The sequence below is a fragment of the Arsukibacterium ikkense genome (assembly GCF_000987775.1).
In the GTDB taxonomy this organism is placed as follows: domain Bacteria; phylum Pseudomonadota; class Gammaproteobacteria; order Enterobacterales; family Alteromonadaceae; genus Alishewanella; species Alishewanella ikkense.
In genome coordinates, this window is sequence record NZ_LAHO01000006.1 from 120,465 (window position 1) to 137,774 (window position 17,310).

At 45.0% G+C, this 17,310-nt stretch carries 12 protein-coding genes; 3 read left to right on the plus strand and 9 right to left on the minus strand.

The window, feature by feature from the left end:
• Positions 1-559: 559 nt before the first annotated feature.
• The 3 genes from WG68_RS19525 to WG68_RS07970 all read left to right on the plus strand — a co-directional run bounded on the left by WG68_RS19525 (position 560) and on the right by WG68_RS07970 (position 5,271).
• Positions 560-856, plus strand: a complete 297-nt coding sequence (locus WG68_RS19525) for a hypothetical protein (protein WP_152663058.1) — start codon at positions 560-562, stop codon at positions 854-856.
• Between the two features lie 130 nt (positions 857-986).
• Positions 987-3,680: a class III lanthionine synthetase LanKC gene (lanKC, locus tag WG68_RS07965; RefSeq protein WP_046557136.1), complete on the plus strand. Its 2,694-nt coding sequence runs from the start codon at positions 987-989 to the stop codon at positions 3,678-3,680.
• Entirely contained in the window at positions 3,667-5,271 is a 1,605-nt protein-coding gene (locus WG68_RS07970; protein ID WP_046557137.1) for an ABC transporter ATP-binding protein, read from the plus strand. Before lanKC ends, WG68_RS07970 begins: the two co-directional genes overlap by 14 nt.
• Positions 5,272-5,702: 431 nt before the next feature.
• Here the strand turns inward: WG68_RS07970 and WG68_RS07980 are convergent, their stop codons facing one another.
• The 9 genes from WG68_RS07980 to atpG form a co-directional block, all read right to left on the minus strand.
• Positions 5,703-6,767, minus strand: coding sequence for an MBL fold metallo-hydrolase (locus WG68_RS07980; RefSeq protein ID WP_046557139.1), 1,065 nt, complete (start codon positions 6,765-6,767; stop codon positions 5,703-5,705).
• A 13-nt stretch (positions 6,768-6,780) separates the two neighbouring features.
• A complete protein-coding gene (locus tag WG68_RS07985) occupies positions 6,781-9,123 on the minus strand; it encodes an ABC transporter permease (RefSeq protein ID WP_161796356.1) in 2,343 nt (780 codons plus the stop codon).
• Between the two features lie 70 nt (positions 9,124-9,193).
• Positions 9,194-9,883 (minus strand): ABC transporter ATP-binding protein, encoded by a 690-nt coding sequence (locus WG68_RS07990; protein WP_046557141.1) that lies wholly within the window; start codon positions 9,881-9,883, stop codon positions 9,194-9,196.
• Between the two features lie 12 nt (positions 9,884-9,895).
• Entirely contained in the window at positions 9,896-11,200 is a 1,305-nt protein-coding gene (locus WG68_RS07995; RefSeq protein WP_083981829.1) for an efflux RND transporter periplasmic adaptor subunit, read from the minus strand.
• A gap of 90 nt (positions 11,201-11,290) precedes the next feature.
• The gene (locus WG68_RS19970) at positions 11,291-11,950 is read right to left on the minus strand and encodes a helix-turn-helix transcriptional regulator (RefSeq protein WP_083981830.1); all 660 of its coding nucleotides are present in this window, start codon (positions 11,948-11,950) and stop codon (positions 11,291-11,293) included.
• 279 nt (positions 11,951-12,229) lie between these two features.
• Positions 12,230-14,353 (minus strand): winged helix-turn-helix domain-containing protein, encoded by a 2,124-nt coding sequence (locus tag WG68_RS19080; RefSeq protein ID WP_052749016.1) that lies wholly within the window; start codon positions 14,351-14,353, stop codon positions 12,230-12,232.
• Between the two features lie 222 nt (positions 14,354-14,575).
• Positions 14,576-14,992: a F0F1 ATP synthase subunit epsilon gene (locus WG68_RS08010; protein WP_046557142.1), complete on the minus strand. Its 417-nt coding sequence runs from the start codon at positions 14,990-14,992 to the stop codon at positions 14,576-14,578.
• Positions 14,993-15,015: 23 nt separating this feature from the next.
• Positions 15,016-16,401, minus strand: coding sequence for a F0F1 ATP synthase subunit beta (gene atpD, locus WG68_RS08015; protein WP_046557143.1), 1,386 nt, complete (start codon positions 16,399-16,401; stop codon positions 15,016-15,018).
• A 33-nt stretch (positions 16,402-16,434) separates the two neighbouring features.
• Positions 16,435-17,298, minus strand: a complete 864-nt coding sequence (gene atpG, locus WG68_RS08020; protein ID WP_046557144.1) for a F0F1 ATP synthase subunit gamma — start codon at positions 17,296-17,298, stop codon at positions 16,435-16,437.
• Between the last annotated feature and the right edge of the window lie 12 nt (positions 17,299-17,310).

Genomic DNA, 17,310 nt, shown 5'->3' on the forward strand with positions numbered 1-17,310 from the left:
TACAAAGGCTCTTAATAGTTACTCAATACTCATTACTGCCTGAAATATTGAGCAGCATTGTCAAAACATAACAATTATTCTTTCTTGCTAGATCTGTCAGAACTGACAGTTATAGGCGTCAGAAATAAATCATATAGTGAAAGCATGAGTTGCAATACTTGCGACTCTACAAAACCAATCAACAGGAAGAAAGACATGAATGTATTGGCACTTCAATCTTTGACATCACAAGAAAGAGACCAAGAGCTGCAGAGCTGGAGCGTATTTACCAGCGTTTGTCGCCCTAAAGTTGACTAGGCTTGCCGTACTCCGGCTAAACAACAACCAAAATGAAACAATAAGGAGCAACACCATGAACGTATTAGCACTTCAATCTTTAACCTCAGAAGAAGAAAACCAAGAGTTACTAAGCTGGAGCATCTTGAGTGGTGTTTGTCGCACTCTGGCTCAATAACAACCCAACCCAAAACAATAAGGAGCAACACCATGAATGTATTAGCACTTCAAACTTTAACCTCAGAAGAAGAAAACCAAGAATTACTAAGCTGGAGCATCTTGAGTGGCGTTTGCCGTACTCTGGCTCAATAACAACCCAACCCAAAACAATAAGGAGCAACACCATGAATGTATTAGCACTTCAAACTTTAACCTCAGAAGAAGAAAACCAAGAATTATTAAGCTGGAGCATCTTGAGTGGCGTTTGCCGTACTCTGGCTCAATAACAACCCAACCTAAAACAATAAGGAGCAACATTATGAATGTATTAGCACTTCAAACTTTAACATCTGAAGAAGAAAACCAAGAGCTGTTAAGCTGGAGCATACTGAGTGGCGTTTGCCGCACTCTGGCTCAGTAACAGCGATAAAAGTGGCTTGCAGTATACAAACTGCAAGCCACTTTCTTACTTCAAAATACATCTTCTGATTGACTTAGCTTCAAAGCTAACCGCAGCTACCGCGAACCCATAACATAAAGAGAGCTCGCATATGATGGACAATTTATATACCTTTGCCGATCCGGAATTCTTTTTACCACCTTCTACAATGGAAGCCAGTGAAAAAATTACTAATGCGATTAAGCAGATTTTACCAGCAGACTGGCGACTGCAGCATTACAATATCTGGCTGGCGGGGTCTCCAACACATTACGATATCCCCGAGCAAGGCTTTAAAATCCATATTTCTGCAATAAGAGATCAGGCGTTGGAAATCATCGAAAAGGTCGTCTCTCAGTGTGTTCGCTTTCAGTGTTCATTTAAAATCATTTGCAGACAAGATATTGCAGATCATATGACATCTAAGTCTGTGAATCGTAGCAGTGCCGGCAAATTCATCACTATTTATCCGATAAATGACAACGTATTTAAACAGCTTATTCATGCGATTTACCTCATTACCCGTCAGTATCAGGGGCCTTATATCTTGTCTGACAGACGTTATCTGGACAGTAAAATTGTCCACTATCGCTATGGTGGTTTTAAGATCATTCCTCGCTTGCTGGCAAACGGAAGTACAGAAGCCTGTATTAAAACCCCTGGTGGCGAACTGATTAAAGACGAGCGAACACCTTATTATCAAATCCCAAGCTGGGTTGAAGAGCCTTTTCCAGATCAGACTTCTCAATCTGCAACCGTGCCCTTACTGAATAATCGCTACCGAGTGCTCGAAGCACTGTCATTTTCAAATAGCGGCGGGGTTTATAAAGCTGAAGACACCCTCAGCGGCAGACAAGTTGTTATAAAAGAGGCCAGACCATTTATTCATTTCACAGCGCTTAATAAAAAAGTAATTTATGCCGACAATGTACTTAGCCGTGAATTTTCTATCATAAAAAAACTGAGCGGTAATCGTTATTTTCCGGCTGCTATAGATTGGTTCAAAGAATGGGAACATCACTATCTGGTTGAGGAGTTTATTGAAGGTGAGCCATTGCGCACCTTCAGAGCCCAGAGTGAGAATACGCTGGCTCCCTTTACTGCGAATCCGCACTCTGCTGAACGGTTTAAACGACAATTCTGCTGGTTAGCTAAAGAGTGTATTCTTGCAGTAATGGCAGCGCATCAAAGAGGCGTAACTCTGGCCGATATCTCACCCAACAACATCATGGTCGATGCCGCTAAAGAAACTATTCGCTTTATTGATTTTGAAGGCGCATTTATCACCTCAGAAACCGATAAAACTCAGGATGTTGCCGTTTTAACAACACCAGGCTTCAGTGAAACGAAAAAGCTACTGAGTAAAGGTGCCAGTTATCAGGGCGATTGGTATGCTCTGGCAATGGTGTTATACAGTACAGTATTGCCGGTTCAGCAATTCTTTGAATTGGCACCAGATTTGCGATGGGCTTTATTGGAGCAAATCACTGCTGACTGCCTGCTGGCGCCTGAAATTGCAGCTATCATCAAGCAGCTGGCCAAGGCTAAACCCCGGCTGGCATTAGGAACAGTAAGCAATTTAAATCATAGTTACCGACCTGCTCAGGCTAACCTCCAGGCAGAACAACTCGTTACGTTACCGCAGGTTATTCACACCGATCATCATGCATTGTTCAAACATACCCTTGCCGGCTGTGCTCAGTTTATTACTCACGGTTGTCCACTTGGCCATGATTCTCACTTTATTCCGGTAGATTTCCAGGCATATGATACTCACCCGCTGGCACTTGCATATGGATATTATGGGCCTGCACTACTTTGTCATAGTGTAACGGCTAGTTTGCCGCAACATTTACAAAGCACACTCAACCGCCACAAATGCCAGCCTGCTGTGCCCGGCATTTTTGTTGGTAGTGCAGGAATGGCTTTAGCAGAACTTGCTCTGGGACGGATTGAACAAGCAGAGCTTTTTGCTGAACAAAGTTTTCAGTCCGCTCTGGTGACAGACGCCAATAACTTTGGCTATGGCATTGCAGGTGTTGGCTTTATGGCCCTGGCTATGTTTCAACAAACAAATAAAATAAGTTACCTGCAACAAGCCATAAAACTGGCACAGGTAATACGAAAACGTGTACTTGTTACCGATGACGGGATCCGCTTTATAGCCGATAGCGAGACCAAAAATTATGTTGGATTTGCGCAGGGAAATGCTGGTATCGCGCTGTTTCTACTGCAATTAGCCAAGTTAAGCAATAACAACGACTGGTTAAAACTAGCCGAGCAGGCGATTAAAACAGAATTAGTCTATGGCTTGAACAGCACTGGACAATATCAATGGGGAGATACTGCTGGTAGTAAACTGATACTCCCTTACTGGCAATTTGGCGCTAATGGCATCGGCGCCGTTGTCATTCGTTTCTATCAGGAAACAGGCAAAGCAGAATACCTGACAGCGGCCCGCGCCATCGCAGCGGCATCATATTCCCGCTATGCAGCACAGCAAAGCAGTTTTGATGGCATGGCTGGCATCGCAGATTTTTATATCGACATGTATCAGACTACAGCAGAGCAACATTATCTTACGCATGCGGAAGATATTGCCAGTAAAATTTGTCTTTTTGCTGTTAAGCGTAAACAGGGATTGGTATTTCCAGGCCAAAAGCTTATTCGTCTTTCCACTGATTTTGCCCATGGTTCAGCTGGAATCTGTTTGATGCTAAAACGGCTACTTAGCCCGGGTCCCCGCTTCATGCTTGATCTGACATTCAGAACTACCAAGGAGGAAGCAAGTGATGATAATAAGTAAAGCCAATGTACGGCAGCTGCGAACGCTATTAGCGCCGCACCGGGGCTCATTTAGCCTGTTATTAATATTGGCTGCAATACAGGCGCTGGTATTTTCGGCGGCAGACCCGCTGACGATAAAATTCCTGATTGATGCCATTACCGATGCAAATTTACAGCTGTTCGCGATATTGGCAGCTGTGGTGATATTGGTAGCCACCGCAGGCAGGCTGCTAATGTATGCCTCTGCGTTAATTCGCAAGCGGTTGAAAAATGCGTTTCAGGAAGCCCTGACCATCGAATTATCTGGTGTATTTTATCAGCACGCATATCAGCGTCTGGCCCAGCGGGGAAGAGGCTACTATATTTCAAGGCTACACGATGAACCCAAGCAACTCAGTTCTGTAATCGATACTTTAGAAGCACTTGTCTCAAGTATTTTCATCTGCATTACAGGTTTAGCCGTTGCTATCTGGATTAGCTGGCAGATAACTTTGGCACTGATAGTAATAGTGCCTGTGCTGTGGTTTTTCTCCAACAAATACAGTAGAAAGATTGCAAAAAGCACTAAGGCATTTCAGGAGACCGAAGCCGAATTTAAATCCATACTGTCCGGTATCATTGATAGCTATAAATATGTGCGCCAATTCAGCCTGCAACACACCGCAGCAGGCGCTCTTAAACAGGGATTGCACTCTCCCTTAAGTGCTGATTTTAATCAAGTCAGATTTTCCGCTCGTTATCAAACTCTAAGTGGTGTTTTCCTGGCCTACGCCGAACTGGCCGTTATTGTGGTAGCAGGATTTAAGGTCATCATGGGTCTGATAACTATAGGTTCACTTTTCGCGCTAACCCGGGCTTTTGGCATGATAATTCAGGCCGTTCAACAACTTTCTACGTTGGTGCCTAAGCTAGCCATACTTGATGCCCAGCTTGACAGACTGGCTGAATTCAGAGCTGAAGCGGAACGTCAGCAGAATGTAACGCCGGCAAATACTGCCGCAACCGCGCTGGTCGCGTTTCAGCAAGTCAGCTTTGGTTATCAGCAACCGATACTGAACAATCTGTCGCTGCAGATTTCGCCAAAGGAACGCATTCTGCTGGCTGGTGGCAATGGCACCGGCAAAAGTACCATAGCACACCTGATTGCCGGCTATTTACAACCGCATTCTGGCCAGCTTTATCGGCCGCATCCGGACAACATAAGTGCTTTGCTTTATCCTTTTGGCGTGCTCCCTGGCAGCTTTGGTCAAAATGTACAATATCTCCAGCAACAAGGCGTTTGTGCTGAAAAGATATCTAATCTGCTTGAGCGCTTGGACTTAAACAATTGTCTTGAAACTGCGCCAGCAGATATGTCTGAAGGCCAACGAAAGCGATGCCAGATTGCCCTGTGTTTACTGAAAAGTGCCGAACTTTATATTTTGGATGAACCGTTGGCAAACATTGATGACGAAAGTAAAAATACCATCTGCCAGCTGATTGTCGAATATACCTCCCATGCCAGCTTGCTGATGATTATGCATGAAGGCAAACGTTTTGCATCGGTGTTTAACCGCACGATTCAACTCGAGCACTTAACCGAACCTCAGTTACTCCGTCAAACAGGTTAAAAATAAGTGCCTTGCAGTAAACAGCCACCTTTGATGAAGGTGGCTGTTATTCATCAATACCCTGATACCAATTCAGCTGGCCGCTATATAACTACTGTTAACGCTACTACACCGGCTTTCAACCTGCCCCTGGGTTGCGCTAAACCAATAATTGACGCCCATAAATTGTGAAAGCGTAGACTGCATTATTGGTAGCAGGGCTGTGTGCGGATTCTTTATATCATTTTCGTCCAACGCAATGGTTAGCGGGTCTGGCACTGCTGCCCCCTGTTGATAAATAGACATGGCTCATACCGGAAGCACTGAAAGCTTTTGAGTACTGACAGAGCAACACTCACCACAGAAAGCAAAAAACCCGGACCAGATTATCATCCGGCCGGGTGCTTAGTTTCCTTATGATAGATGGTTAACCAATGTCAACTTACGACAGATTACAGGTTAATGCCCTCTCCTTCATTCAAGACCAGCAACTGCACTTCAGGCTGCTCCCGCTGATACATCGTAAGTAGTCGTTTTAACGCAGAATGAGAACTGATATCCCCCATATTCCAGCTATAGTTTCCGTAGCCCCATGGAATCATCGCCCGGCAATTCAGTTCTTGCGCCACCGTCAGGGCATCTTCGGGTGCAAGGTGCGCATTGCGGTAATTTGGCCCATGATATGAACCTATGGGCAACAAACAAAGATCCATGTTGCCATATTTTCGTTGAATATCTTTAAAAATAGGCGAATATCCGGTATCACCCGCAAAATATACTTTGTATCCGTCAATCTCCAGTATCCAGCCGCCCCACAGACTTTTGTCACCATCCAGCGCATAAAGCCCGCGACCGCTATAATGATGGGCTGGCACAAAGTGGATCTGCATGTGATGCGCAGTTACCGAGCTGTACCAACTCATCTCGTGAAGACGGTATCCCCGCTGCGGAAAATAGCGGGCCATGCCATAGGGCAGGTAATAATCTGGCGAGGCGCCAAGTTGCTTCAAATCAGCTTTATTTAAATGATCGAAGTGTGCATGAGAAAAAAACACTGCTGAAACAGGTGCATTTCTTTGCGTTATGAAACGTGGAGGTGCCTGACGACGATCCCCTGCCAACGCAGCGAGCCAGTTAATTGGCCAATCGAAGCCGGCAGAAACCGGATCGAATAACACTCTCTGTCCTTGGGGTAACACAAGTTCAAAGCTGGCATGTCCGAACCAGGTCAGCGTTAAGCCAACAGGCTCTAAAACAGTAAAGGGCCAGTCAATCAAACATTGACTGGCTTTCTGATTACACTGTAAAACTGATTGTGGCTGATAACAATCATATTGGCATTGAAGAGGATAACTCTCAGGGGTCGGATAGAGATTTTTAAACCGCTCACCCCGCTTTACTATGCCAGCAGCATCTTCTGGAATGCCAGGAAATTGAACCAGCAAATTATCTGTCTGACTGCAACCGATCAGTGCAAGACAAAGGACTAGCAACGCTGTTTTGTTTTTTTTTAGCATAATAAGCCTCCTCCTATTGCTGACGTAAGACTAAAGCAGGGGATTTGCTGGTTGTCCGGTAAGCGATTCCAGCAACTGTCAGCGTACATATAATCAAAGTTAACACTAATGCCATGATGTATTCCCCTGGCCCTTGCTGAATTCGAACACTGAAGCTGCTTAGCCAGCGTTCAATTAACCAGAAAACCAGAGGCATAACCATCACTGCGCTGATTGACACCAGGCGCAAGTATTCAAGCGTTAACAGGCGGATTAAACCAAAACGCCCGGCTCCCAAGACAGTTCTTATGGCAATTTCACGTGTTCGTAATGCAGCGCTGAATGAGGAGAGGCCGAACAGACCAACACAGGTAAGCAATATTGCAAGCACCGCGAAGCTGGTTACTACCGCCCCTTGCCGCCGTGGAGCCTGATAAACCTGATAGAACTCTTCTGATAGCCAACTCAGTTTTATATCATCCCTTGCCAGCCTGTCGGCCAGTAAATCGTGCACCACCTGACTCGTAGCAAACAGTTGTTCTGGTTTTATAGACAGCAGAAACTGACCTTTATCCAGTACTGAGTAACCGCAGGTCAACACTAAGGGTTCAGGGCGATTCAATGCTGAACCAATCTGCACATCTGCAATTACCCCGACGACGGTCAGTTGTGCCACTTTACCATCGTGCTCAATATACTGCCACGTCTGCCCTAATGCCTGCTCATACTCACTAAATCCGAGTTGACGCAGCAGTTCTTCGCTGATAATAATTGAACCACGGTAGTTATCCCCTGCCTGGTGATACCAGTCAGCGGCAAACTGTCTTGAGAAATCACGTCCTGCAAGCAATTGAAACCCGGCAGCACTGACAATATCGTAACCTGTTCCAAGCTGGCGTAACATCGGAGTCGGTTCAGCTCGTCCGGGAATCTGCAAACTAATTGCCTGGGAAACCGTGTCTGTCAGCTTGGTATCAAGTTGACTGACTGATACGACTCCAGGTTGGTGCTGTAGCGCAGTGATCATGTTAGCAGAGGCCTCGCCAAACAATTGCTGGTATGGGATCCCTTCAGCCATTAACCGGTGTTCCCGGTCATAGCCTGTTGGTGCTGATTGCAATAACTGCAGTTGCTGCTGAATAAATAAAGCAGAAACAATCAACGCAACAGAAATGGCGCTCTGCATCATCAATAAGCTTTTTCGTAACCAGGCTGCACTGCTGCCACGTTGAAAATCGCCGCTCAGTACCCGCTTTGCATCAAAAGACGACATGAAAAATGCAGGATAAAGCCCAGCGATCAAGCCGATGACTACCGCTACCAGCAGCGTAAGACCGACAACATCCAGTAAACCAGGACTGATTGAACGTCCAACCAGTTGATTAAAAAACGGCAAACTAAGATACACCAGCAGAACAGCCACCCCTCCAGACAGCAAACAAAAACCAACTGATTCCAGCATAAACTGACTGATAAGCTTACTTTTTCCTGCACCCAGCGCTTTACGAACGCCAACCTCCTTAGCACGCTGTCCAGCCCTGGCGGTACTCATGTTTACATAATTGATAGTGGCTATAAACAGCAGTAATACTGCCAGTAATATGGCAATCTGTACTGTTCTAAATGAACCATTCACTTTGAACTCGTAGGATAAGTTAGAATGCAAATGAATCGATGCCAGGGGGCGCAGCTTAATTTGAGCAATTTTTTGCCCGCCGTACCCCTCTGCATTGAGTTGCTCAGTAAGGTAGTGCTCCAACGCCACCCTATCAAGCGTGACCGGTAAACGAAGATAGCTGTAAACATTATTAATAACCAAAGGCCGACTTAACTCAGACTCATCAATACGACGCAAGGACCCTGCTACCAAGTGCGTTTGTTCAGAAAAGTTCTTATACACAGCGGTAACATCCAGTAGCTGATTATCCTTGACCAGCTGACGTCCAAGTACATCTGTTGAACCAAATAAACGCTCTGCTTCCGATTCGGATAATGCTATCCGATTAGGCATCTCCAAAGTTTGTGCCAGATCCCCCGATAGAACCTCGACCGAAAAAAAGTCAGTAAAATTTGCTTCTACTGCCAACGGCTCATATAACATCAGCTCACGCACACTTCTGCCTGAAGCATGCCGAATGTTTACCTCCTGACTACTAAAGCGTGTAATTCGTATGTTCTTATCGTAGTTGTTTAATAGCTGTGCAATAGCCGGGCTACTGATAGGAAAACGCTGATCAATGGGAATAAAAATTTGCTCTGCGCGATACGTATTACCGACATCATGATGTTGTCTGTCATATGCCGATTCATAAAGAACATACAACAAGATAAGCAAAGCAGCCGCCAGCCCTACACTCAGCCCCGCCATATTCAGCATGACTTGTTGCCATTGCCGGGCAGAGCTACGCAAGCAAGTTTTGGCATAGTTAAGCAGCAAAGTATTGTTATTAAGCATACTTTAACGCCTCCACCCGTGATTCTGTTAAACATCCATCTAACATTTGTACCACTCTGTTCGCAAACACTGCTTCCCGTTCTGAATGTGTCACCATCACTATGGTAGCGCCTTCCTTGTTTAAGGCTGACAGCAGCTGCATCACTTCATCGCTGTTTCGGGAGTCAAGATTACCTGTGGGTTCGTCTGCCAGTATCAGCCGGGGCTGCGTCACTAAAGCTCGCGCAATGGCAACCCGTTGCTGCTGTCCACCAGACAATTGCTGCGGTAAATGTCCAGCCCGGTGTGCCATATCAACCTTAGTCAGTATCTCCTCAACCCGTTTCTTTCTATCTGCACCACTCACCCCCTGATAAATTAGTGGCAACTCAACGTTTTCAAAAACGGTCAGTTCATCAATTAAATTAAAGCTTTGGAAAATGAACCCTAATTTGTCGCGGCGAATCTTTACTAACTCCCTTTCAGAGCACTGTACAATATCTGCACCATCAAAAATGTACTCGCCACCACTGGGCCGGTCTAGCAGCCCAAGAATACCCAGCAACGTTGATTTCCCGCAGCCGGAGGGCCCCATTACAGCCACGAAATCACCGGAGCTGATCGCTAATGAAACATTATTCAATGCAGTTGTTTCAACTTCGCTGGTGGCAAACACTTTCCAAATCTGGTTTAAACTAATCATATTCAAATATCCTTAATCTTTTAATGTGATAGAGTTAGCATTATTAAAATGACGATAGCTGGAAATAAGCACTTTCTCTCCAGGCGAAAGCCCAGCCAATACTTCAATAAATTTATTATTCTGTTTGCCCAATTTAATGTCTCTTCTTTTTGCTTTGTTTTCTTGCTCTACAACAAAAATGTAGTGCCCACCGCTGTCAGTAAGAAAAGCGCCTTTAGGTAACATGACTGTTGTTTGCTGAGGATCTGAGAGCTGGAGTGTCAGGTGCAGGGTTTGTCCACGCCGCAACTGCTTTAAATCAGCAGGCAGTTCAAACTCTGCTTTGAACATATTGCCTGTGACACGGCTATCCACACGGCTCAGAATGACCTCCACGCTTTCCTGCCCGAGTTGTAACCGGCCAGCCATGCCCGGATAAACGCGATTCAGATGGTATTCATCAATCTGAACATCCAACCGGAATGAATCCAGTAAATCAATTTGCCCTAACCGCGCACCAGCCGTTTTAAACTCACCTTGCTCAGCACTAAATTCACTCAGATAGCCGCTGACAGGTGCAATAATTTTCAGGTCGCGGGCATGGCTGCGTGCTAATTCGAGGTTGTGTTGTAACAGATTGACGCTGTCAGTTAACTGCAACAGTTGCTGCTCCCTGATATCTTCTTCCTGCTGCAACTGCCTCTCTGTTAAGCTAAGCTTACCTCTCTGATAACTAAGCTCTTGCTCTAACGTAGTAATCTGTTCCTCAGGAATTAAATTACGGGTCTTGAGCAAATGAGCTTGGGTCAGCTGGCGTTCCAGGGTCGTAATAGTGTGTTTAGTATCAAGCACATCCCGTTGCAGATTAAGCCGGTTATTTTCTGACGATATCTGGGTATTCCGCAGAAAATTAATCTGCTCTGAAACCTGAGCCTCACGACTGATTAAATCGAGCTGTAGCATAGTATTAGAGAGTTGTAGTAGGGGTTGCCCCTTACTCACTAACTGTCCAGGCTCAGCAAACAGACTTTCAACCCGTCCTCCTTCAATCGCATCCAGATAGACTGTCTTACTGGGTTGAATCACACCGCGTAAACCCAGGCTTTCAGTAAAACTGCCTAATTGCACCGTACCTATTTCTACACTATTCAAAGCAACGGAAAATTGCTTCTCATTGTTAGAGTAAATTGCCGCCAATACGGAGCAGGAAAGCAGCAAACTAAATACCAGCATCGCTATCTTGCGATAGGGAGGCCTTTTTGTAATTTTTCGGTCCACAATAACCTCTACTTTTGAGTTAATTGATAGCGGCCTTTTGGCGTGATGCTTTTCAAGCATGAACACCGATAAAAAGCACCTCTGTTGTGCGAACACAGAGATACTCAGACACCTCGGTATTCCAGCTATAAGGTGCTATTATTTTTTTAACTAGAATGTGCCGCATGAAATAATTTCAATAGACAAGCACTTAGATATCGCTTGCTGACGATTGGCACTATTTGTTTTTTGCATACAATTTCCAATGTGGAAATTTACAGTTCGTTCAGAGATCCCCAGAATATGGCCTATTTCCCAGGATGTTTTGCCAGCGGCAGCCCAGTTTAAGCATTCCAGTTCACGTTTTGTCAGTGGCGCAGCAGATCGATTGAAAGGGCAGCATCGGCGGTAACACTCATAAATATAGGGGGCAATTATCAGCCAATACCAACCTGCTTCCACAACAAATGCATTAGGATCTGACATCGAAGTTGTCCCCATCAACAAGCAGCAAATACCACTTTTATCGGATTGCACCGGCACCACAAACACACCGCTGCCTGCTGGATAGTCACTACCTGCAAGTATTTTTTCTGCCGGATAATATGCAGCGTTAAGGTTGCGTGAGCAATATTCACGCAAGAATGGCGTAGTAGCTAACTGCGCTCTGTTCTCAGAAAAAGCGCCAACATGAATTAACGTTTCATCTTGTGATATGACGCTACACCACAAAAAATGCTCGCGGCTAATCAGCTGCGTGAGAAACTGTTCTAGCTTCGTAAAACTGCTAACCGATTCAAGCGCAAGAATAGTGAGGTCTTGAGAGTTCATAAGATACTCCTTAACTATTTTGGCTTGTTAGATGTTCTGATGCCTTTGGTGGTTTACATAAAAACCAGCCACATTCTGCGGAGTTCAGCTCTGATAAGATATTCGTTAGAGACTGGTTACTTTGAGTAGTATTAAGAAAAGTTGAAGCAAAACAGATTACGCCAGTAAAGATTATAATTTTTTTCATAGTATATTTCTCCTGTTGGTTGACACCATCAACCATAGAGAAACCACTGTGTTAATAAATAATTATCCCATTGCTTTTTTATTGCCTTTTAGTTACTTGAATACACTTAAGTTAAGTGATTGAATTTTAGAGTTATTAATTTTAACTGACATTGTCATAACTTTTTCTTGCTCACCTTTAACGGCTATCCGCGGATAAAATTCGTAAAAGCGTTTAGCTTCTGCAGAATACTCGCCGCTGACAACATCCAGCTGATGTAAATAAGTATAGCGATAGTCAAATGTTGTCCAAAGCAGTTGATTGCCAAACGCATGCCAGCGATTGATGTATGCAAAACTGATTGTCTGATGCAGAGGTTTGGATAAAGCAGCAAAATTTGGTCGCCAGAATAACGCGCCTTGTTCGTCAGCTAGAAATATACCTGTCGATGATTGCCGCACAGCACGGTAACCGCGAAGTACCGTTGTAAGACTAAAATCACTCAAGTCAAACTGACGGATTTCCCAATTGCCTGCAACGCGCTCGCCAAACAGAATACTCCTCTGATTAGTATTGATAATACCGTCACTAACCACCTGACGATCGTTACTTATATAGTGCAGGACCTGAGCTTCAGGCCAGAATACAACCAGATTATTACCAACTTTCAATAATAGAAAACTATCATCTTCAGCTGAGTCAAGAATTTCAATGGAGTCATAACTAGTTAATAACTCGTTGGTATTACGCCCATTATGCTCATATCTTGCAATCACATGCTGGCTCTGTTGCAACAAAGTTATCCATTTTATTTTTGGATCTGCGGCATAAAACATCGATGTAACCTGATTACTGACATCCAGAATATTCAATGTCGCTGTGTCTTTAAGTGAATACTCTGAAAAATAGCGGTTTGCTCTAGGCTGGGTCTTTTCCAATAGCACCAATTCGTCAGGCTTGCCCTTTTCGATATCAATGATTAAGCCGTCTTGATTGCTTATAATCTGATGGCGCTTATTACTATAAAAGTCATATAGCTGCAGCTGGTTATCATCCAGCAGAACTAGCTGAGAGTTCGTTAGCCAGCTTATTTTACTAAGCGCATGTTGGTTCGACATCTGTTGCTGAACCTTACCGTTTTCGGTAGCAATTATTTGTAAATAGGTTTTGTTGTTATCAGCTATTACTGTAGCCAGCAACCTTTTGTCTGGAGAGTAGGCGGCCAGAATGACATTTTCATCATTGGAATTGACTGAAAGTAAGCGCTCAGCGCTTGCTGATTCAAGATCTAGCCGGTACAACATGCTTGCGCTCTGACCGTTTATTATCATTGCCACAAGGATTTCTGACGGCGTACGGCCACGATTTACCGTAGTGATCATTTGCTGACCGGTAATTAACGTTCGCTGAGTTTCATTTTTCAGGTCTATTAAATGTAAAGATGAATTACCAGGCTCATAGTTACTATAGATCAGCTTACTATCATCATGATTAAACGTAAGAAAGAGAGCATTTGTTGCGTCATGTGTCAGTTGACGCAAAGATCCAGTAGCCCTGTCCAGTAAAAATATCTGGTTATCCATCTGAACAGAAGTTCTACCGGTAAACGCAATGGAACGGCCATCAACTGAAACAGTAATATTATGCTTTTCTCCAGGAAATCCAGAAAGCAATTCCAGTTGTGGCGGTTTGATGGGAGCGGGTATCTCTGAAATCGTGTTAGATAACCACATATAAATAATAAAAATAAGAATGCCAATACTAACCAACACAATCCAGGGTCTGAGGGCGTAAGCCTTTACACTCTTTGTTGAAGTGGTAACAATATTATTGTCGGCTGTTGCCACAGTATCCCCAGTTTCAGGGTTAGCACTGGTTAAATGAGAGCTGGTATGCCATATCTCATTACTAAGCGCACTGACCGGACAAATCAGTTTATAACCACGTTTGGAAATCGACTTGATATAATTGGGCTGATTTATATCTTCATCCGCAAGTAACAACCTGAGCTTTTTGATAGTTCCCCGTACTGCCGTATCACTTACTATTCGGCCCGGCCACACACTTTCATGTAACTCTTGTAAACTGACATAGCGGTGCCTTTGATGACATAAGTACTCTAAGAGTTCGATTACTTTAGGTTCTGCAGCTATCTCCGTACCATGCTGAAACAGAATTCTTTGTGAGATATCAAGAACAAAATCACCTAGCTTTAGCCGAGTAACCGTTTCGTCCATTGCTATGGCTCCTGAATAAATATTTCTCGTTTAAAAAGATTATTTTAAACATTAAAAAACATATAAATAACTTCAAATTATCATCATGCTATATGAGTTGAACCTCTTGTCAACGAGTAATCTAATTTAGGTAATTGGCTATACGAAGGTTAGAATTTATCTGCAGCGCCAGTAAACAAACAAAAAAGCCACCCTAAGGTGGCTTTTCTGACAAACGTAATCTTACTTTTTCCGCAGTTTCTTAATCACCCGCAGCTGAGCAATGGCCTCGGCCAGTTGCGCTGCCGCTTCGGCATAGTTGAAATCTGCACCGGCATTTTGCATTGCTTCAGTTGCCCGCTTCTGGGCATCTAAGGCGGCCTGCTCATCTAAGTCTTCGCCGCGTACCGCAACATCGGCCAGCACTATGATACCGTCGGGCTGTACTTCAATTACCCCTCCAGCTACATAAATTACGTGCTCTTCGCCGAACTGCTTGACGATACGGACCATGCCAGGTTTCAGAGGAGTCAGTAACGGGGCGTGAAAAGGTAAAATACCTAACTCGCCCTCACTGCCTGTGACCTGCACGGACTCAACAAGGCCAGAGAAAATTTTCTCTTCAGCACTTACTACATCCAGTTGCACTGTCATCGCCATTTCACTCTCCTAAAGCTGGTTGCTTAAAGCTTCTTCGCTTTTTCGATCGCTTCGTCGATAGAGCCTACCATGTAGAAAGCCTGTTCTGGCATGTGATCATACTCACCTTCCAGAATGCCTTTAAAGCCACGGATAGTTTCTTTCAGCGGTACGTACTTACCTGGCGATCCGGTGAATACTTCAGCAACGAAGAACGGCTGAGACAGGAACCGTTGAATTTTCCGCGCACGGTAAACTAAGGTCCGGTCTTCATCAGACAATTCATCCATACCTAAGATAGCGATGATGTCTTTCAGTTCTTTGTAACGCTGCAGTATCGTCTGTACGCCACGAGCTACGTCGTAATGCTCTTTACCGATAACCAACGGGTCTAACTGGCGTGAGGTAGAATCCAGTGGGTCGATAGCCGGGTAAATACCCAGTGAAGCGATGTTCCGGCTCAGTACTACCGTCGCATCTAAGTGCGAGAAAGTCGTGGCTGGAGACGGATCGGTTAAGTCATCCGCAGGCACGTAAACAGCCTGAATAGACGTGATAGAACCGGTTTTGGTCGAAGTGATACGCTCTTGTAACAAACCCATCTCTTCAGCCAGCGTAGGCTGGTAACCTACCGCTGATGGCATCCGGCCTAACAAGGCTGATACTTCAGTACCGGCAAGAGTATAACGGTAGATGTTATCCACGAAGAACAGTACGTCACGGCCTTCTTCCCGGAACTTTTCTGCCATGGTTAAGCCGGTTAACGCCACGCGTAAACGGTTACCTGGTGGCTCGTTCATCTGACCGTACACTAACGATACTTTATCCAGTACGTTAGAATCTTTCATCTCGTGATAGAAATCGTTACCTTCACGGGTACGCTCACCTACACCGGCGAATACTGAGTAGCCGCTGTGCTCGATGGCGATGTTGCGGATTAATTCCATCATGTTAACGGTTTTACCAACACCGGCACCACCGAACAAACCTACTTTACCGCCTTTGGCAAACGGGCATACTAAGTCGATAACTTTAATACCGGTTTCCAACAGGGCGTTTGATGCCGCTTGCTCTTCGTATGAAGGCGCAGCGCGATGGATTGACCAGCGCTCTTCTTCACCGATAGGGCCAGCTTCGTCAATCGGGTTACCTAATACGTCCATAATACGACCTAAGGTCGCTTTACCGACAGGTACCTGAATGGCTTTGCCTGAATTTCCAACCAGGGTGCCACGACGTAAACCGTCGGTGGTACCCATTGCGATAGTACGAACTGTACCGCCACCCAGCTGCTGCTGTACTTCCAGCACTAAACCAGCCAGATCACCGTCAGTCACGTTTAACGCGTCATAGATGCTAGGTACCGCGTCTTGTGGAAAATCGATATCCACAACGGCGCCAATGATTTGGACGACCTTACCTTGACTCATGATGTTTCCTCAAATTTCTCAAAACTGTTCACCTTAGCCTACAGCTGCCGCACCTGCGACAATCTCGCTGAGCTCCTGGGTAATAGCGGCCTGACGTGCTTTGTTATACACCAGCTTCAGGTCGTCCATTAAGTTACCAGCGTTGTCGGTAGCCGCTTTCATTGCCACCATACGCGCAGCGTGTTCGCTGGCTGCGTTTTCAACAACACCCTGGTAAACCTGTGATTCGATGTAGCGGTCCATCAACATATCTAAAATAGGTTGTGGATCAGGCTCATACAGGTAATCCCAGCTATGTGCTTGCTTAGCAATATCTGCTTTTGGCAAAGGTAAGAGTTGATTGATCACTGGCTCTTGCTTCATGGTATTAACAAAAGTGTTATATACCAGGAATAAGCGGTCAATCCGGCCATCCAGGTACGCTTGCAGCATCACCTTAACCGAACCAATCACATCAGCCAAACGTGGTATGTCACCTGAACCCGTTTGTTGTGCTACTACTTTACCGCCGAAACGCTTAAAGAACGCGGTCGCCTTGTTGCCAATAACGGCAAACTCTGCTTCTACGTTCTGGCTTCGCCAGTGTTTTAACTCCAGCACAACTTTCTTAAACTCGTTGGTATTCAGGCCTCCGCAAAGCCCGCGATCGGTTGAAATAATGATATAGCCAACCCGCTTTACGTCACGTTCCGCTAAATACGGATGACGGTATTCGATGTTGCCCTGAGCAATATTCCCGATAACTTTGCACATACCTGCAGCGTATGGGCGGGTTGCAGCTACGCGCTCCTGCGCTTTGCGCATTTTGCTGACCGCAACTTTTTCCATAGCACTGGTGATCTTGCGAGTATTGTTAATACTCCCAATCTTACTTTTTATCTCTTTACCACCGGCCATGACTGTATCTCC